The sequence below is a fragment of the Arachnia sp. genome (assembly GCF_057238465.1).
Genome location: NZ_DBHHFZ010000001.1, coordinates 420,953 through 439,879, shown reverse-complemented (window position 1 = coordinate 439,879; position 18,927 = coordinate 420,953). Strand labels below are relative to the sequence as shown.

Here is an 18,927-nt window from a genome sequence, read left to right as displayed (position 1 = left end):
GGATTTTCACTCGGCGGTTTCGCCCTTGAGCACCTTGCCGTCCGTGTGGCCCTTCAGGAAGTCGAGCAGATCGATGCCGGTGGTGTTCTTGATCATCTCGACGGTCTGCAGCACATTGTCGTTGACCTGGCGGGGCAGTGCGGCCGCCCCTTCCGTGGAGACGACGGTGAGTTTGTCGATGCTGCCCATGGGAGCGGCAACCTTCTCGGCCACCTGCGGCAGCACCTCGATGAGCATCTGCAGCACCGCGGCATCGTTGTAGTTCGCGAAGGCAGCGGCCCGTTTGTTCATGGCCTCCGCCTCGGCGGTACCGACGGCGAGGGCCGCGGCGGCCTTGGCCTCGCCCTCGGCGCGGACGGCATCGGCCTCCGCGATGCGGCGCGCCTTCTCGGCCTCACCGCGGCGTGCCCCTTCGATGGCCTCGGCCTCGGCCAACGCGGCGCGGCGCTGTTTCTCGCCCTCACCTGTGAGGCGTGCGGTCTCGGCCTGGGCCTCGGCGTTGGCGATGGCGGCCGCCTTGCGGGCCTCGGCCTCGAAGATCTCGGAGTTGCGCCGCGCCTGGGCCGCGGTTTCGGTCTCATACCGCTTCGCATCCGCGGGCTTGCGGACCTCGGTGTCGAGCTGGCGGTCCTTCAGAGCGGCCTGGCGCACGGCGACCTTCTCCTGCTCGGTGAGGATGGCCTGGTCGCGGTCGGCCTGGGCGAGCGGCCCGGCGGCCGCGGCCTGGGCGCGGGCGGCATCCGTCTCGGCCTTGATCTCGGCCTCCTTGAGCACCAGTTCGCGCTCCGAGATCGCGATCTCCTGTTCCGCCGCCAGCCTCGCCTGCTCCGCCTCGCGACGCGCATTGGCCTCGGCGATCGCGGCGATCTGGCCGACCTTGGCCGACTCGGGACGTCCCAGGTCGGAAAGGTAGGTGCCGTCGTCGGTGATGTCCTGGATCTGGAAGGTGTCGAGCACCAAACCCTGACCGGTCAGGGAGGCCTCGGACTCGTCTGCCACCCGCTGGGCGAAGGCGGCGCGGTCACGGATGATCTGCTCCACGGAAAGACCACCGACGATGGACCGGAGCGCACCCGCGAGGGTTTCCTGGGTGAACGTCTCGATCTCCTCCTGCTGCATCAGGAAGCGCTGCGCAGCGGCCCGGATGGAATCCTCATTGCCCCCCACCTTGACGATCGCGACGCCGTCGAGGTTCAGTTTGATGCCCTGCCCGGAGACCGCGTTGCGGATCTGCACCATGATGCGGCGGCTGGACAGGTCGAGCACGTGCAGACGCTGGATCAGGGGAATCACGAAGACACCGCCACCCATGATGACCTTCTGGCCGGACAGGTCGGTGGAAACCAGACCGGTCTCGGGGTTGGTGACTGCCTTGCCCTTCTGACCCGTGATGATGTACGCCTCGTTCGGACGGGCCACCCGGTACCTGCTGGCGATCAGCCAGATCACCAGGGCGACCAGTAGAACTATGCCCCCTGCTCCGGTGACCAGGGAGGAGAAATTATTCATGGATGTGCGAACCTTTCTGTTCAGTACTGGGGAGGTTCATCGGCGGTGGGGCGAACCTCGACAGCTGTGGGGGACAGGACACCGGAAACCCAGACCGGGGTTCCCGCGGGGATCGACAGTTCCGCCCGCGCCGCACGCTTGTGGGTGCCGATCCGGATTTCACCAAAACCACCTTCCGGGATATCCGTGATGACGCGGGCCTCCGCCCCGACCAGGTGGTCGCTGCGAAGGGCCTGCCCGGTTTCCGCGCGTTTCAACCAGCGGGTGAGGGCCACCGCTCCCCAACCGGCCAGGCTTCCTGCGACCAGACCGGCCAAGGAGGCCAACCACACGCTGTCGGTGAATTCATGAACGGCCACCCCACCGAACCCGAAGGCCCCGACGAAGGCGGCGATCACCGAGGTGGAGAAAACCTCGGAATCCAGACCGTCGAAATGAAGGGCGGAATCCAGTAGATCTCCCAGGATCAGGGACACCAACAGGACCATGACCCCTGCGATCCCGAGAATCAGGAAGATGCTCACCGTTGTCCCTTCTCCTCTTGTCCAGTGGTCCAAATTTACCAAACCAGCAGTGCAGCCCCGGGTGCGTATCACCCCTAGACAGAGCCGGTGAGAAACGGCAGCGGGCCTCCCCGGGCCGGATGGCCCACCCGCGCCCCGGGGTTTCCAAGCGCCGTCTCAATCGGTTTCAAGAACTCTTCCCGCGAGGCCTTTCCGGCGCGGGCGAATCCCTGGATCACGGCCAAGGGGAAAGGAATCAGGGGTGGTTCTCATTCCCAGCGCAGCCGAATCGTCGAGGTCAGTCGATCCCGGCGTCGCGTTTCTCGGGAAGCAGGAAAGCGGCGCCCGCGGCCATCGCGAAGGAAACTGCGAAGACCGCGAAGGTGGTCACGATGCCACCGCTGCTCATCAGCACCGGAACGAGCAGGGGCGCGATTATCGAGGCGAGCCTGCCCACCCCGGCCGCAGCCCCGGTACCGGTGCCGCGCAGCGACGTTGGATACAGTTCGGGGCCGATGGCGTACAGGGCACCCCACGCGCCCAGGTTGAAAAATGACAGGGCGCATCCGGCTGCAATGATCGCGCCCTCCGTTCCCGCGACCGCGAAACCCAGCGCGGAGAGGGCCGATCCTGCGAGGAACAGCGCCAGGGTCAGACGGCGGCCGATGACCTCGATCAACCAGGCCGCCACGGCATATCCGGGTAGTTGGGCCAAGGTGATGATCAGGGTGAACTCGAAGGACTTGACCAGGGTGAAACCCTGTTTCACCAGCAGCGACGGAATCCAGATGAAGGCCCCGTAGTAGGACAGGTTGATGCAGAACCACACCAGCCACAACGCCAGGGTACGGCGCCTCAGCTGCTTGGAGAACAGGGTGGACCTGGTCGTCTCGATCGTCTCTCCCCGGTGCTTCGCGGCCTGCTCGGCGGTGTCGATCGTGGGGCCGTCGTAGGAGGTTTTCGCCGACCTCTCGAAACGCCCGACCGTCGCCTCGGCCTGCTCATAGCGTCCTGCGGTCTCCAGGTATCGCACGGATTCGGGTGTGCCGAGCCGGATCAACAGCGCCCACAGGGCCGGCACGGCACCCAGCGCGAGGGCCCAGCGCCATCCCTGTTCGGAGCCGGCCACCACGAAGTACCCGATGATCGCCGACAGGATCCAGCCCACGGCCCAGAACGCCTCCAGCCAGATCACCACACGGCCCCGGATCCGACGGGGGGCGAATTCCGAGATCAGGGTGGAGGCCACGGGGAGTTCAGCACCGAGCCCCAGCCCCACCACGAAACGCAGCAGCAGCAGGGCGGCCACCGAGGACACGACGGCCGTGGCCCCGGTCGCCAGCCCGTAGACCAGGAGCGTGAGCGCGAACACGGAACGACGACCGATCTTGTCGGCGAGCAACCCACCGAATGTGGCCCCCAGGGCCATGCCGACGAATCCGATCGAGACGACCCACGACTTGGTGGCGTCATCCAGTCCCCACTGCTGCCCGAGCGCGACGATGACAAAGGAGATCAGGCCCACGTCCATCGCGTCCAGGGCCCATCCGACCCCCGATGCGCCCAGTAATTTGCCGTGTTCGCGCGTCATGGGCAGTCGTTCCAGGCGTTCTGTTCTGGTCAGCATTTCAGTTTTTCCTCCGGATCTAAACAACGGGTGCCCGCCGACAACGGGCACCCGTTGTCGGCGTTGGGATCAGCGAGCGGCCGTGCCCTCCACGTAGTCATCGGTGCCGTGGTCCTTGACCCAGCTCATGAGCCTGCGCAGCTCGCGGCCGGTGGCCTCGATCGGGTGGGCCTCACCCTTGGCGCGCAGCTCCTTGAACTCGGGGGCCCCGGCCTCCTGGTCCTCGATGAAACGCTTCGCAAAGGCCCCGGAGCGGATGTCGTCCAGCACGGCCTTCATGTTCTCCTTGACGTGTGCGTCGATGACGCGAGGCCCGGAGACGTAGTCACCGAACTCGGCGGTGTCGGAGATGCTCCACCGCTGCTTGGCGATGCCCCCCTCGTACATGAGATCGACGATCAGCTTCATTTCGTGCAGGCACTCGAAATAGGCCACCTCGGGCTGGTAACCAGCCTCGACCAGGGTTTCGAAACCCGACTGGATGAGAGCGGAGACACCGCCGCAGAGAACCGCCTGCTCGCCGAACAGGTCGGTCTCGGTCTCCTCCGTGAACGTCGTTTTGATACCACCCGCGCGCAGCGCACCGATGGCCTTGGCGTAGGAGAGCGCCAGCGGCCAGGCGTTTCCGGTGGCGTCCACCTCGACGGCGATGATGGCGGGCACCCCCCTGCCCTCGGAGTACTCACGGCGCACCAGGTGCCCCGGCCCCTTGGGTGCGACCATGCAGACATCGACACCTTCCGGGGCCTTGATGTAGCCGAACCGGACGTTGAAGCCATGGGCGAAGAACAGGGCGTCGCCGGGCACCAGGTGGGGTGCGATCTCCTCGGCGTAGAGCTTCCGCTGCACCTGGTCCGGGGCCAGGATCATGACGAGATCCGCCTCCTCGACCGCCTCCGCCACGGAGACCACACGCAGCCCCTCCGCCTCGGCCTTCGCGACGGACTTCGACCCGGGCCGCAGTCCGACCCGGACATCGACCCCGGAGTCACGCAGGCTCAGCGCGTGGGCGTGTCCCTGGGAGCCGTAGCCGATGACGGCGACGCTGCGGTTCTGAATTATGGACAGGTCGGCGTCCGAGTCGTAGAACATCTCAGCCATTTCTGTTTCCTCACTTTTCCTGGTGAATTACTTGGACTTGTGATCGGCGAGGGTCCTGGCTCCCCGCCCCAGGGCCACCTGGCCCGACTGCACCAGCTCCTGGATGCCATGGGGGGACAGCATCTCCAGGAGGGCGGCGAGCTTCTCGGGGCTGCCGGTTGCCTCGATGGTGACGGACTCGGGACTGACGTCCACGGCCTTTCCCCTGAACAGGCTCACCACGTCGATGATCTGGCTACGAGAGTGCACGTCTGCGCGAACCTTGACCAGAACCATCTCACGGCACACGGTGTTGGGTCCGAGTTCCAGCACCTTCCGGACCTCGATCAACTTGTTGAGCTGTTTGACGATCTGCTCCAGAACGGCATCGTCCTCGACGGAGGCCACCACCGTCATCCGGGAGATCTCCGGGCGCTCGGTGGGGCCGACCGCGAGCGAGTCGATGTTGAATCCACGACGGGAGAAGAGGGCGGCGATCCGGGTCAGGACCCCCGGTTTGTTGGAGACCAGAACCCCAAGGGTGTGCATACTCACAGTTCTTCCTCTTCCCACACTGGGGCCATGTTACGGGCCACCTGGATTTCATCGTTGCTGACCCCCGCGGCCACCATGGGCCACACCATCGCGTCCTTGTGGACGACGAACTCCACCACGACGGGGCGGTCGTTGATCTCCAACGCCTTCGCGATGCACTCGTCCATCTCGGTCTCGTTGGTGGCACGCAGACCGACGCACCCCATCGCCTCGGCGAGCATCGGGAAGTTCGGGAGGTGTTCGGTGTGGAGGTCGGTGTTGGAGTAGCGGGAGTCGTAGAACAGGGACTGCCACTGCCGGACCATGCCCAGGGCATGGTTGTTGATGATCGCGATCTTGACCGGGATCCGGTTCAAGGCACACGTGACCAGTTCCTGGTTGGTCATCTGGAAACAGCCATCGCCGTCGATGCCCCACACCACTTTGTCGGGCTGGGCCACCTTGGCTCCCATCGCCGCGGGAACGCAGAACCCCATGGTGCCCGAGCCTCCGGAGGTGAGCCATTTCATCGGCTGTTCGTGGGGAAGGAAGTGCGCCGCCCACATCTGGTGCTGCCCGACCCCGGTGACGTAGACGGTGTCCTCGGGGCTGAGCTGCCCGATGCGCTGGATGACCTCCTGCGGCGAGAGCTTCCCGTCGGGCGCCTCGTCCCAGCGGGGTTGGTAGCGCTCCTTCACCCTGCCGAGGGCCTGCACCCACTCGTCGGTGTCGGGGGCGCGGACGATTTCCTTGGCGAGCAGGGCCAGGGTCTGGCGGCAGTCGCCCACGATCGGCACGTCGACCGCGCGGTTCTTGCCGATCTCGGCCGGGTCGATGTCGGCGTGGATCACCTTGGCGTTGGGTGCGAAGGAGTCCAGTCTGCCCGTGACCCGGTCGTCGAAGCGGGTGCCGATGGCGACGAGCAGGTCGGCGCGCTGAAGCGCACCCACGGCGGCAACGGTCCCGTGCATCCCGGGCATCCCCATGTGCAGTGGATGGGAGTCGGGAAGCACACCACGAGCCATCAGGGTGGTGACCACGGGTATCCGGGCCTTCTCCACCAGGGCGGCGAGTTCCTCGAACGCCTCCGCCTTGACGATGCCCCCGCCGACGTAGAGGACGGGTCTCCTCGACTGCGAGATCAGTTTCGCGGCCGCGCGGATCTGACGGACGTGCGGCTTGACGGTGGGTTTGTAACCGGGCAGGTCCAATTCCTCGGGCCAGTGGAACGGGGCCTTCGCGGCCAGCGCGTCCTTCGCGATGTCGACGAGCACGGGCCCGGGTCTTCCCGTCGAGGCGATGTGGAAGGCCTCCTTGATGGCCGAAGGGATCTCCTTGGTTTCCTTGATCAGAAAACTGTGTTTCGTGATCGGCATCACGATCCCGCGGATGTCGGCCTCCTGAAAGGCGTCGGTGCCGATGGCGGTCCCGTTGACCTGCCCGGTGATCGCCACGAGCGGGGTGGAGTCCATGTAGGCGTTTCCGATCGCGGTGACCAGGTTCGTGGCCCCGGGACCGGACGTGGCGATGCAGACCCCCACCTTGCCGCTCGCGATCGCGTAGCCCTCGGCCGCGTGACCGCCACCCTGTTCGTGGCGCACCAGGATGTGACGGATCTTCGAGTCGAACAACGGGTCGTACGCGGGAAGGATCGCCCCGCCGGGAATCCCGAAGGCTACTTCCACCCCGGAACGTTCGAGAGACTCGACGAGCGCCTGCGCGCCCGTCAGCAACTGGCCGTCTGCCCTGGACATCGCTCTCCCTTCGATTGCAGCCCGGAACTGCTTCGTTCAACAAAAAACCCTCGGCGCCATCTGGCACGCGAGGGGGCGTCTCGACACTGGATCGAAACGCTGTCAGACGATTACGAGCTGACTGTTGGTCATGCGCCCAAGGATTGCGGGAGGCCCGGATGCTGTCAAGCGACACACCCCACCTGTCCTGAATGCTGAGACGCCACCCACCCGGACGATCGGGCCACCACCCGGGCGACAGGCCCACGGCACCGCACCCGAAACCCATTCCGCGGTCCTCGGGAGCATTTTCCACGACCCCCTCCGCAATTCTTCGGCAACGCCTCGATGAACCCTCAACCTCGATCACCGCTCGAGGGTTTCGAAAAATCTCACAAATCCATTAGATACGCCTCTGACTAGGGGTTTCACTTATTCACCCCGGGAAATGCGCAGGGGCTTCGGCTTGAGCTTCAAGGCTTGTTTTCCTAACGTTCCGGATTACCCGACTCGGATCCGCGAGAAAGGACCAGCGATGATCGACTCCCCACGAAAGGGCCGTGCGCTCAGGCTGTTGCGCGACTCGGCCATCGGGTTGGTGCTGACCGCCCAGTTGACGGTCGTCGTACCCGCCATCTTCCCCGACGGCAGGGCCGAGGCCGCCGGTGGCAATGTCACCGCCAGGGTGGCCGTGAACGTCCGTTCCGGTCCCGGAACCGGTCACTCCCGCCTCGGCGTGCTCTACCCGGGTGAATCGCTGTCCATCCGGGGTTCCGCCGCCAACGGCTGGGTTCCCGTCACCTGGCACGGCCGCAACGCCTGGGTGGCCTCGGCCTACGTCACCGGGTGGGGGGACGGCGAATCGGGTTCCTCCACCAGCGAGAAGGGTTTCGCCTGGACGAGGGTCAAACTCAACGCGCGTAGCTCCCCCTCCCTCAGTGCCGATATCCGGGCGGTCCTCGACAAGGGCGCCCGGGTTTCCCTGACCGGCCGGGTCTCGGGACGGTGGAGCCAGATCGACCTGAACGGCGACACGGCCTGGGTGGCGACCCGTTACCTGGGCCCGTTCACCCCCGGAGGAACAGCACCCACCCCCCAACCAGCATCCGTTTCCGCCACCGAAGCGCCCGAGACGATCGGTTCCCGATGGGGAAGCACCGAACTCAACCTGTGGACCGCCGCGCGCGGCGACCGGTTCGTCGAGGTGGCGCCGAAGGGCACCGAGTTCAAGATCACGGGCACCGTCTCCGGCGGGCGCGCCCAGGTCGTGTGGAAGGGCGCGGTGCGCTGGGTTACCGCCCGCCACCTGACCGACAGCGCCCCCGCCAGGTCGTCCGCCTCCTCCGGTGGGGAGACCTGCCTGGCTTCGTTCTACAGCGATGACTCCGCCACCGCATCCGGTGAACCCTTCGACCAGTGGGCGATGAAGACAGCCCACAAGACGCTGCCCCTCGGCACCCGGCTGCGGGTGAGGAACCTCGCAAACGGCAAGACCGTCGACGTGACGGTGAACGATCGGGGACCCTACGTCACCGGCCGCTGCCTCGACCTGACCACGGGCGCGTTCAGATCCATAGCGGACACCCGGCAGGGGGTCGCGAAGGTCAGCTACGAGATCATCGGCTGAGAACACGACCATCATCCCTGGCTGCTCAGGTGCCGTGGAATAGTTGAGCCATGGTAGACACCGCAGCGATCGCTGCCATCAATCTGAGACTGAATCTGCTGGGGCTGCGGGTTCCGGAGGCCGTCGACCACGCCGAGGGATCCGACCTTGTGCGCCCGATACTGGCGCGGCAGCGTGAGCTGGACCGGCGGCTCTCACACCGGCTTCCCGCAGTTGATGGCCGCATCCAGGCGTTCCTGGATTCCTACCTGGAGGGGACCGGTACCGCCCCGAAGCTACCCCGGCAGACCTTCGTGCTGGATCAGGCCGGACTGGCCAGGACGTTGTCGTTGCCCGTCGGGGCCGACCAGTTCTCCTCGGAATATCTGAGCAGCTACCGCCTGGTCAACGGGGTGCTGCACAATCCCCTCAACGATCGCCGCACCACCAAGGGGGTCTTCCACATCGCCGAGGGTGGCACCGCGGTGCAGGACGACAAACTGGCGGTTCCCCGGGAGGTCTACGGGCGCCTGCTGGAGCACGCCCTGAACCCGCCCGCGGATGCGATGACCCTGCCCTACTGCGCTGGAGATGCAGCCCCCGCCCAGGCGTGGGTGTCCCTGCTGCTGCGTCCCGTGGTGGTTCCCCGCGTCCCGGGTTTCGCGCGGGAACGCAGCCTGGAGGTGCGTTTCTTCGCCCCCGGCACGTTGGTGGCGAACCTTGACTTCGTGGAGGGCATCTTCGGAAATGGGGGTGACCCCTACCTGCCGGACAACGACGCCTCCTTGAAACCCAGGGGCTGGACGGGTCACACTGGCGCGGTGATCCTGGCCCCGCACCTGACGAAACTCACCAAACGGGAACTCGGCCTTCCCCACCACGACGACGCGACACAGCGCCAGCGCCGCGACGGCATGTGCTGGCAGGACCCGGAGGAGCTGTACAACGGCGGCAGCGCTTTCAAGGTGTGCGCCCGTGACGAGCGCGGGGTGATCGTCACCGTGATCGCCGACAACTACTTCGGGTACTGCAAGAAGGAGGTCAAGGCCCAGATCAGCTACTCCGCCAACCTGCTGGGGCTGGTGGAGGAGGAGCACGCGGGCGGCGCCATCTGTTTCCCCCGCTACAACCTGGGCCAGCAGTTCACCGACAACTACGCCGATCCCAGCTATCGGCTGGCCGACATCATCGCCCGCGACCCGCAGCGTTTCATCTCCCAGCCCGAGGGGCACGCCTTGGATCTGGAGAACGAACACATCATCCTGGTCCCCGAGCATTCCACCTACAGCCTGCGTGACCAGACCGTCACCTGGGAGGTCGACGGCCGCAAGGGCCAGATCCCGTTGCACGCCGACAAGGCATACGTCGGGCCGGATGGTTATCTCGTGCGGCTGCACCACCCGGAGACCGACGGCACCCAGTGGACCCTGGTCGGAACCGCGCCCCGCGCCACCCACTGCCACAAGCCCGCCACGGTCTCGGGCGGTGGCAAGTCCGAGATCTCCAAGGCCATCACCGACGCCGTGATCACCGGCGACGCCTACGTCCGGGATTTCGACGAGGACATGGCGGCGGTCACCCGGATCCTGGGTTATGACTTCAGCCGCCGTTTCGCGGACCCGGCCCGGAACGGTCATGACGCCCGGCCCGTGTTGTCCGACCGGCGTTCCGTGGGTTCGGTGATCAAGCTGCTCACCCCGAGCCGCGACTACAACGACGAGTACAACGCGTGGCTGGAAGCGATCCCCAACCATGTCAAGGAACTCGTTTTCGTGGTGAAACGGTTCTACCGCCCGGAGTGGGGCGAGGACTGGGCCAGCCATTTCACGGTGGGCATCATCAACGGACGAAAGGGAAGTTCGCTGCGTCTCGACGGGGAGAAGATCCGCGTGAACATGCTGCGGGTGGGTTTCGCCCCCGACGGTTCGTGGCGGCTGTTCGGGCTGCGCCACGACTTCCAGCCCGCGGCGAAGGTGCAGACCGAGGACGACATCACCGCCAGCATCGTCGTGCCTCCCCGACCCTCGGGCAGCACCCTCTCCAGGAAGTTCGTGACCAACTGCGAGCAGCTGCTGTTCCAACGCCCCGACGACGCCATCCACCGCGGCTACGACAAGCAGGCGGAGTGGGACATCGCCCAACCCGGGACCTTCCTTTCAAATTTCGAACCGCTCTCGCTCCAGGATGCCCGGGCGTTGGTGGACAACGCGATCGAGTTCAGCCAGTTCACGGCTCCCACACAGGAGCTGATCCGTTCCTTCGCGGCATCGACCGGTCCTTCACCCTCCTGGCTCGTGAGCTCGGCCCATCCGCGGCTGGTCAATGGCAATCCCTCCAAGAATCCCCGCTATCTGCAGCAACGTCCCGACATCACCAACCCGGAACGCTCCGCGGAGGCGGAACTGGCAGCCCGGCTGCAACGCAAACTGCCGATGACCCAGGAGCTGTGCCTGCCGGTCGACGTGGTGGCCGCGGGCCGCAGGAACAACGCCGCTGAGCCCGGCATCCCACCGCTGTGCGCCTACTCCCCCCTGCACTACATGGAACTTCCGGAGCTGTTCATGGAGTTCATCAGCTCCATGACCGGGAAATCGCCCTCCACGACGGGGGCCGGTTCCGAGGGGGCCATGACCAAGGGACCCTTCAACGCTCTTCCGTCGGTGATCGACCTGAACGCCGCCTTCCTGTCCTTGGCGCTGACCGGATACGACGGGTGGTTGTCCAGCGCCGGGGTGGTGGGACCGCACGTGCGGGTCGACCACGACATCAGTCTCCTGGTTCCCGAGGTCTTCTCCCGGATGTCCGACTCCGAGCGTTGCGCGGCGAACCTAATCGAGGAGGGCTGCCTGGAGCGCGTCCAGGACTACGAGGTGGACGGCGAGCTGATTCTCGCCTCCCGGCTGGGCTACCGGATGACCGAGAAATTCGCGTCCAAGTACTTCGGGCGGATCTTCCTGCACCCCCATGTTGTCTTCACCCCCGAGATGCTGCGCCCCGAGCTGCAGGACCCGGATGTGTTCGCCGAATCGGTGCGAACCATCTCGACCACGCACGCCCGGGTCGCCCAGGCGTATTTCGACGACGGCACCGTGGCCCTGGCTGTTCCCCCGGTGCGGGCGCTCCTCGAGATCATGGCCACCGGCCACACCCAGGATGGCCTGACCCTGGACGACGCCCCGTTCCGGGAGCTGTTCAGTCGCGATTCCGTGCTGGCATCCGACTGGTACGAGGAACGCGTTTCCGCGCTCCGCGAGGTGGAACTGGCCCGTCTGAAACGCTCGCTGGATTCCATCGACGCCTTCACCGCCAATGAGCTGCACGGCGCAACCGCCGAACGCCTGGGCCTCGCGGCGCGGCGCGCCTCGGTGGAGTCGCGGATCGAGGAGCTGAACCAGGTTCCCGATCTGCTCTGGGGCACGATCGGCCGACAGGTCACCTGGCGGCTGTGATCCCACCGCCTCAAGGATCCGGTTTCACCGCCCTCCCCCGAAACCGGACGAATGTGCACCACGTGGTGGCGGCGATCGTCGTCTTCACCATGACCGTGTCCGCGTTGGTCTGGCTGGCACGCCCCATGGGGAACTCCTGGAACGGCGAGCTGATCCCGGTGGACGGCGTCCTGTCCAGCCACATGGACGGGCACACCTGGGTGACCCGGGAACATGCCATCTCGTCCCTGGCCCAAGTTGTGTCGAGCGGGCCCGAGCACATCGCGTTAGCCATGAGATCCGAGAACATCGGTGATGCGGAGCGGACCTGGTGGCGGGAGTTGACGACCCGCACCTCCGTATCCGGCGTCGAAAGGCAACTGACCTTGCGAAGGCTACAGGCCGGGAACGTGGAGCAGACCTTGGTGATCGGGCCGGGCACGGAGTTGCGCGTCTTCAAACCGGGCCTGCCCGAGCTCCCCGCGAGTACACGGCCCGGTTCGGTGTGGAAGGCCGAGGGACGGGTGCAGGTGTCGCGTGACCTGCAGACGATGACAGAGACGGGGTGGCGCTACCAGGCCAAGGCCTCCACCCCGGAGGATCCGGGACAGGCCGCCCCGGGGTGTCTCCGGATCACCTCCGAACTCGAAATCGACGGGAGGATCGAGAACACGGACCGAACCTGGTGTCCCGGGCTGGGGCCCGTTCCTTCCGCATCTCAACAGCCGGTTACGGTGCCACCGCTCACCCTGGCCTCTGATCTGGACTGGCGGGTGGAGGACTGGAACCCGACATCAACCTCCCTCTCCCAGCGTGAACCCGTAGTCTGGCCCGTCGAGTTGCCACCGGTGGGTAATCACGACGTCATGGTCGTCGCCCATCAAACGGCCGGGGACCTGTTGTTCATGGGCACGAACGCCAAGACCTTCCGCGCCCATCCCGGAGGTTACGTAACGTCCCTCACCCGACAGGGCGACCTGATCCTGGCCACCACCACTACCCCGAACGCCACGGGCTACGACCTGCAGGGACGGCCACGCTGGCGCACCCGCCTACCCGACACCGTTCCCTTCGCCCCAGACTGGCGGGAGGACAGGGTCGTGATGGTGGACGCCAGCGGGACCGTGACGGCACTCGACGGCGCCACGGGATCCATCCTGTGGCAGCAGGAGCTGGACGCAGGACCCACCGCCAAAGCCATTTGGTGCGGCGATCACGTCGTGGTCCCCACCAGCGACGGTTTGACGGGAATCGATGCTCAGTCCGGCGAAACGGCCTGGTCCCTGGACCTTCAGGAACGCCCCAATTCGGTGGCCTGCATCGCCGGTCACGTAGTGGCAGCGGCCAATCCGAGGCTGGTCGTGGCATCCCCGGACGGGAACCTTCTGTCCGCCCACACCATGGCCGAGGACAACCTTGGTGAGCTTCTCAACGTGGACGACACGTTGGTGACGCTGAGCAGGAACTCCATTCGCGGGTTCACCTTGGGCGGGGATGACCTGAGGGCCACTTGGAGGGTCGGGGGGCGGTTTCATTCAATGGTGACGGACGGTCACGTAATCGCCGCGCTGAGTTCCGACACCCTGGTCGCCCTGGGTTCCTCGGGCGGCCAGCTCGGCTCGTGGCCCATGACGGCGGCCACCCCCGCCACCAACCTGAGCCTAGGGACGCTGCAGCAGGGAGTCGCCAGCCTGGGAATGGACGGCATAGTCAGGAAGTCATCATGATCAGGGCGTTGAAGCAACTCTGGCGAGGAATCGTCGTCCGTCCCCTGGTCACGGGTTGCGTTCGGCCATCCGGATGGCCTCCCGTGGTCAAACTCCTCGGGGTCATGCTGCTCATCGTCTTCGCCCTTTCCGTGATCCACATCATCGCCACGCCGCTGCTCAGGGGAAACGGTGAGCTGCAGCCCTTTGGTTCCCTGGGGTTGTTCTTCCCCCAGGCCTCCCTGCCCTTGGTCATCGCCGGCATATGGCTCTCCACGACGTTGCTGCACACGGCAGCGCTGCACTCCGGCTGGTTCGTCCGGTTGCTGGCGCTACTGCTGTTGGCGGCGTCGCTTCAGGCCGCCTTCATCGTGGCATCAGACAAAAATTTCTGGTGGTTGTCCCTGCTTGCCGCAGGCCTGTTGTTGCTGCTGCACCTGCTCCGGTTCCGTCGCAGCTACTCGGATTGGGAACCCCTCGTGGTAGGAGTACTCACGGCCCTGCTCATCGGGGCGCCGTTGCAGGCCGTCCTCTCGGGGATATCGTTCGGTTTCGACATACGACTCATGCTGTTGGCCATCCACCTCCAGGTCCTCCTCATCGTCGCAGTGATTCCGCTGACGGTGGCGGGAGCGGCCCTGGCCCAGGTTTCCATCCAGGCGGGCTTGTCCCTCGGGTCGGTGACCAGCCGTTCCCTGTCACCGCTGTGGACGTGGCTGGTCCTGATCGCGATCCTGGCCTGGCGCACCTTCGCGGTGCTGCGTGATCTGGCGGACATCCCGCCGCAGATGTTGTCCACCAAGCTCCTCTGGACCCTCCTGTCGCTCAGCATCACCGCCCTGCTTCTCTGGCTGCTCTTGTCCTTGGCCGGGCGACACGCGGACGATCCCCTCGAAACCCTGCTGGAGCCCTTCTCCCAGGTCAGCTATCTGCTCGTTCTGGGCACCACGCTGTGGCTCTTCATCCCGGTCCTGGCACACACCACCAACACCGCGCTGACCTCGCTGGGGCAACAGAACCCGGATTGGCTCATCGCCTTGGCGGACAGCAGCTCCATGGCCAATAGCAACCCGTGGAGACGGTTGCTGAGCGGGTTGGGGTTGCTGGTGGTGGGCGTGGTCCTGACCCGTGGACGCGGCCGATGGCAGGTGGGGGCGCTTGCCGCGGCCTTCGCGGTTCCCCAGGCGCTTCTGCTGCTGACCGGACTCCTGCCCAGCTGGATGAGCCCCGACCTCGATCGGTCCGCGACCGCCCTGTGGTTGCAGATCGCCTTCACCGCGGCGGTCATCCTTGTCGCGATTCGGCGCGAGTTCACCAGAGAACGCGCGCGCATGCTGCTGACGGTCGGGGCCGTGCTGGTGGTTCACGACCTGCGTTTCATACTGGACGACCCACTGAGCTGGGTGGTGGGTTTCTCCTCCGTGGCCGTGCTGCTCTTCGGTCTGACCTGGCGTCTGCTGACCGATGGCGAGTTCACTCACGCGGACACGAAAACCCTGCCTCGCACCACCCGGGTGCTGCTGTATCTGGCGAATGCCGGTTTCGCCTGCACCCTCCTGCTTTTCAGCACGCTGACACGGGACACCACCGGCTACTTCGACCTTGAGGTCTGGGAGAAGCTGGGTGACGATGTCTTTGCTCCGCCTCTGCTCATAACCGTCGTGCTGCTGGGCCTGGCGAAAACCATCGCACCGGACACGATCCGGTTTCCCCCACCCCCAGTTCCCGCTCCCCCGCTTCCTGTGTACGGGCCCGGAGTGGGACCAGTCGTCGGCAGGGTTCCATGAAACCGAGTTCCTGATCAGGCCGGCGGTCATTTTTCCGACCTTTCGTTTCAACCGAGACGAGACGATGTGCTGTATGGGGGTCAACGCAAACACCGAGGCGAGGGCATCATCAGCGCACCGGAGCCCAGGAGACGGCCCGAATTCCCGGATCCCGGAAGCCGGGGGATCCGTCAACGCCGGGAGGCACTGTGCTTCACGCGGACCGGTGGAGGCTGGTGGCAACAGCCGTGGCCACCAGGCCTCCTGCCTGCCGCAACCGGTCGCCGGGATTCTGTCTCCTGGACATCCGGGGTTCCAATGCCGTTTCCGTGAAGTCGCTGGCCCCGATCGGAACGGCCGGTCATCCCCCGGGCAGTCGCCATCCCGGCCCAGTGTCCTCGAGCCAGCCCAGTTCGGTGAGTTCCGCGGCCGCGGCGATCACCTCGGGCACCGTCATCCCGGTTGCTACCGCCAGTTCCGAGGCCCCCACCGTCGTTCCCACGGGGACGGCCTCCCTGACGGATCTGAGGGGGACGGGAAGGGAATCGATGGGCCGCTCCTCTCCCCGCAGCGGAAGTTCTTCCTGAAACCCCAGAGGGGACAGCAGGGCGGTCACGTCCGTGGCCGAGGTGACGAGTGTGGCAATTGATTCCCGGATCAGATGATGCGGGGTCACGGACAGCGACGACGTGACCGGCCCGGGAACCGCCATGGCCACACGACCCAGCTCCGCCGCCCAGGAGATGGTGTTCCTCGCCCCGGAACGGGCTCCCGCCTCCACAACCACGGTGCCGCTTCCGAGGGCCGCTATCAGCCGGTTCCGCCCGAGGAAACTGGCTCGCAGCGGATGGATGCCCGGAGCCAGCTCCGTGATGACGGCGCCGGTGGCCTGGATCTGGTTCCGAAGCCCGTGATGGCTGGCTGGATAGGTCTTGTCCACCCCGGTCGCCATCACGGCCAGGGTCGGGCCTCCCGCCCCCAGCGCGCCACGGTGGGCGGCGCTGTCGATCCCGAAGGCCAGTCCGGAGACCACCAGCCAGCCGGAGGCGCTGAGGTCGGCCGCCAGTTCTTCCGCCACTTGCAGGCCGTAGCTGGTGGCCGCCCGGGCCCCGACAACCGCCACGGCCCGCGGCATCATCAACAACTCAGGGTTTCCCGCGACCCACAACCCCAGCGGCTGCCCGCCCTGGTCCCCCAGCTGGCAAGTCCCGAGATCGGCGAGGGCTCCGGGCCAGAACTCGTCCCCGGGAACGAGGAAACAGGCACCGCTTCGGGTGGTTGCGGCTTCCAACTTCTCTGGATCAACCCCCTGCGCACGGCGCCCCAGGGATGTGGATTCGCCCTGCCGCCGGATGGTTTCCCACACTTCCCGGGCCCCGTGGGTCTCGACGAGATGGGCAAGCCTCGGATCAGCGGCGACCTGAAGTGCACACAGGGCCATTCGGGCCCTGCGTTCCGCGGTATCCATCACGCAGCCTCCTGGAATGCGCCCTGCCTCAACTGCATGGCCACACGCAGGGAGGCCGCCGATATCCGCTCCTCCCCGGCCAGGTCGGCAACGGTCCACGCCAGTCGCAGCACCTTGTCCACGCCACGGGCGCTCAGCAGGCCACGGTTCAAAGCCCGTTCCAGGGGTGACGGATCCTCCGGCAGGGGCAGGTGCGAACGCAGCCACGGGCCGGACACCTCACCGTTCGTCCGCCAGGGCGTGTTCCGAAGCCGCCCCGCCTGTCTTTCCCGCGCCTCCAGAACACGCGCAGCGATCCCCGCGCTGGACTCGGGTTGTTCCAAGGCTCCGCCCAGGAAGGAACGATGCTGCGGCAGCATGTGATGCCGGATGTCGATTCGGTCCATGATCGGCCCCGACAACCGTTCCTGGTACCTCCGCACCGTCATGGGAGAACAGCGGCATTCGCGGCCCGTCACCCCGTGGAAACCGCAAGGGCAAGGGTTCGCCGCCAGCACCAGTTGGAATCGTGCCGGGTAGCGCACCTGCACGGCCGCCCTGCCTATGGTGACCCACCCGGACTCGAGTGGGGTACGCAACGCGTCAAGGATGCGCGCCCCGAACTCGGGGGCCTCGTCGAGAAACAGCACTCCCCGGTGGGCCAGGGAGATGGATCCGGGACGCACCAGTCGCGCTCCCCCACCGATTATCGAGGCCGGGGAGGATGAGTGGTGCGGATCCGCGTACGGCGGTTCGATCAGCAAACCCCCGCTGAGATCCATCCCGGCAAGCGAGTGCAGGGCCGATACCTCAACCGCCTCCTCACCGTCGAGACAGGGCAGGATGCTGGTCAGCCTGGCCGCGAGCATGGTCTTTCCGACCCCCGGGGCGCCGTGCAGGAACACGTGATGCCTCCCCGCAGCCGCCACCTCCATGACCCAGCGGCCATCGAGATGCCCACGCACATCCCGGAAGTCCAGCGGGGGCCGCTGCCGGGGATTCGTGTCCTCCTCGACGGGAAGTTCCCAGCCACCCGATGGCGGTTCCCCGTTCAGCACGGCGACGAGGTCCTTCAGGTGACCGACGGCCCAAACCGTGATCCCGGGCACCAGCGAGGCCTCGGCCTCCTGACTGGCCGGGACGATCACCTTGTCGAATCCGCTCCGCACGGCGGCCAGCACCGCAGGCAGGATTCCGGGGACCCTGCGCAGCCTGCCGTCCAGTCCCAGCTCTCCCAGACACACGTGGTTCCGGGCGGCCTCCACCGGTACCTTTTCGATGGCGGCCAGGGCGGCCGTCGCTATGGCCAGATCGTAATGGGTGCCGGTCTTCGGCAGGTTTGCCGGGGAGAGGTTGATGGTCACCAACCCGTTGGGCCACGGCAGGCCGGCCCCCGTCACGGCCGCCCGGACCCGTTCCTTCGCCTGCGAGAGCGCCGCATCCGGCAGGCCGACGAGCACGGTGCGGGGCAGGCCGCCTCCCTCGGCCACCTCGACCTCCACCATCGCCCCGTCGAGCCCATTGAGCGCCACGGACCAGGCCGATGCGGTGCTCATTCCTCGATCCCCCGGACGTGGTTGACAACGGGTTCTCGTCCGGGACGCAGCAGCACCCCGACGGCATCGATGCGCAACCGGTCCGCCCGGATCCTGTGCTCAGCGAGCCACAACAGGCTGAGTTGCCGGAGTTTGCTGCGTTTGCGCCACGTGATCGCTTCGAGGGGATCCCCGAAACCGAGTCCCGAACGGCACTTCACCTCGATGAACACCAGCGCCCCGGCGTGCGGGTCGTGGGCGATGATGTCGAGCTCACCCTCGTTGCACCGCCAGTTGCGGTCAAGCACCTGCCATCCGAGACCGATCAGATGCTCAACTGCGTGTTCCTCCCCGATCCGGCCGATCGCCCGGGTTTTTCCACGAACAACCACAAGATCACCTCCTGCCCACACTCTGGGCAGGAAGCCGGTCCCGCGAACTATTTCCACAGGA

The 18,927-nt window shown here is 66.2% G+C and carries 13 protein-coding genes; 4 read left to right on the top strand and 9 right to left on the bottom strand.

Features of this window, described 5'->3' with window-relative positions; genetic code table 11:
• Positions 1-6: 6 nt before the first annotated feature.
• The 6 genes from ACO6D6_RS02025 to ACO6D6_RS02000 all read right to left on the bottom strand — a co-directional run bounded on the left by ACO6D6_RS02025 (position 7) and on the right by ACO6D6_RS02000 (position 7,007).
• Positions 7-1,509 carry a flotillin family protein gene (locus ACO6D6_RS02025; RefSeq protein WP_484782827.1) on the bottom strand — a complete coding sequence of 501 codons (1,503 nt, stop codon included), beginning with the start codon at positions 1,507-1,509 and terminating at the stop codon, positions 7-9.
• A gap of 20 nt (positions 1,510-1,529) precedes the next feature.
• The gene (locus ACO6D6_RS02020) at positions 1,530-2,033 is read right to left on the bottom strand and encodes an NfeD family protein (protein WP_484782825.1); all 504 of its coding nucleotides are present in this window, start codon (positions 2,031-2,033) and stop codon (positions 1,530-1,532) included.
• Positions 2,034-2,310: 277 nt separating this feature from the next.
• The gene (locus tag ACO6D6_RS02015) at positions 2,311-3,639 is read right to left on the bottom strand and encodes an MFS transporter (RefSeq protein WP_484782823.1); all 1,329 of its coding nucleotides are present in this window, start codon (positions 3,637-3,639) and stop codon (positions 2,311-2,313) included.
• A 69-nt stretch (positions 3,640-3,708) separates the two neighbouring features.
• Positions 3,709-4,740 (bottom strand): ketol-acid reductoisomerase, encoded by a 1,032-nt coding sequence (gene ilvC, locus ACO6D6_RS02010; protein WP_484782822.1) that lies wholly within the window; start codon positions 4,738-4,740, stop codon positions 3,709-3,711.
• 27 nt (positions 4,741-4,767) lie between these two features.
• Positions 4,768-5,268: an acetolactate synthase small subunit gene (ilvN, locus tag ACO6D6_RS02005; RefSeq protein ID WP_484782905.1), complete on the bottom strand. Its 501-nt coding sequence runs from the start codon at positions 5,266-5,268 to the stop codon at positions 4,768-4,770.
• 2 nt (positions 5,269-5,270) lie between these two features.
• A complete protein-coding gene (locus tag ACO6D6_RS02000; RefSeq protein ID WP_484782821.1) occupies positions 5,271-7,007 on the bottom strand; it encodes an acetolactate synthase large subunit in 1,737 nt (578 codons plus the stop codon).
• Positions 7,008-7,521: 514 nt separating this feature from the next.
• Between ACO6D6_RS02000 and ACO6D6_RS01995 the strand changes: the two genes are divergently transcribed.
• The 4 genes from ACO6D6_RS01995 to ACO6D6_RS01980 all read left to right on the top strand — a co-directional run bounded on the left by ACO6D6_RS01995 (position 7,522) and on the right by ACO6D6_RS01980 (position 15,513).
• Positions 7,522-8,613, top strand: coding sequence for an SH3 domain-containing protein (locus ACO6D6_RS01995; RefSeq protein WP_484782819.1), 1,092 nt, complete (start codon positions 7,522-7,524; stop codon positions 8,611-8,613).
• A 50-nt stretch (positions 8,614-8,663) separates the two neighbouring features.
• Positions 8,664-12,041 carry a PPi-type phosphoenolpyruvate carboxykinase family protein gene (locus ACO6D6_RS01990; protein ID WP_484782818.1) on the top strand — a complete coding sequence of 1,126 codons (3,378 nt, stop codon included), beginning with the start codon at positions 8,664-8,666 and terminating at the stop codon, positions 12,039-12,041.
• A 62-nt stretch (positions 12,042-12,103) separates the two neighbouring features.
• Positions 12,104-13,747 (top strand): outer membrane protein assembly factor BamB family protein, encoded by a 1,644-nt coding sequence (locus ACO6D6_RS01985; RefSeq protein WP_484782816.1) that lies wholly within the window; start codon positions 12,104-12,106, stop codon positions 13,745-13,747.
• Positions 13,744-15,513, top strand: coding sequence for a hypothetical protein (locus ACO6D6_RS01980; protein WP_484782814.1), 1,770 nt, complete (start codon positions 13,744-13,746; stop codon positions 15,511-15,513). The genes ACO6D6_RS01985 and ACO6D6_RS01980 overlap by 4 nt, the downstream gene beginning before the upstream one ends.
• A gap of 340 nt (positions 15,514-15,853) precedes the next feature.
• Here the strand turns inward: ACO6D6_RS01980 and ACO6D6_RS01975 are convergent, their stop codons facing one another.
• Genes ACO6D6_RS01975 through ACO6D6_RS01965 form a run of 3 tightly spaced genes read right to left on the bottom strand, consistent with a single transcriptional unit; the run spans position 15,854 to position 18,866 of the window.
• Entirely contained in the window at positions 15,854-16,960 is a 1,107-nt protein-coding gene (locus ACO6D6_RS01975; protein WP_484782904.1) for a DNA-processing protein DprA, read from the bottom strand.
• Positions 16,960-18,495 (bottom strand): YifB family Mg chelatase-like AAA ATPase, encoded by a 1,536-nt coding sequence (locus ACO6D6_RS01970; protein WP_484782812.1) that lies wholly within the window; start codon positions 18,493-18,495, stop codon positions 16,960-16,962. Before ACO6D6_RS01970 ends, ACO6D6_RS01975 begins: the two co-directional genes overlap by 1 nt.
• Entirely contained in the window at positions 18,492-18,866 is a 375-nt protein-coding gene (locus ACO6D6_RS01965; protein ID WP_484782811.1) for a YraN family protein, read from the bottom strand. Before ACO6D6_RS01965 ends, ACO6D6_RS01970 begins: the two co-directional genes overlap by 4 nt.
• Positions 18,867-18,927 lie beyond the last annotated feature (61 nt).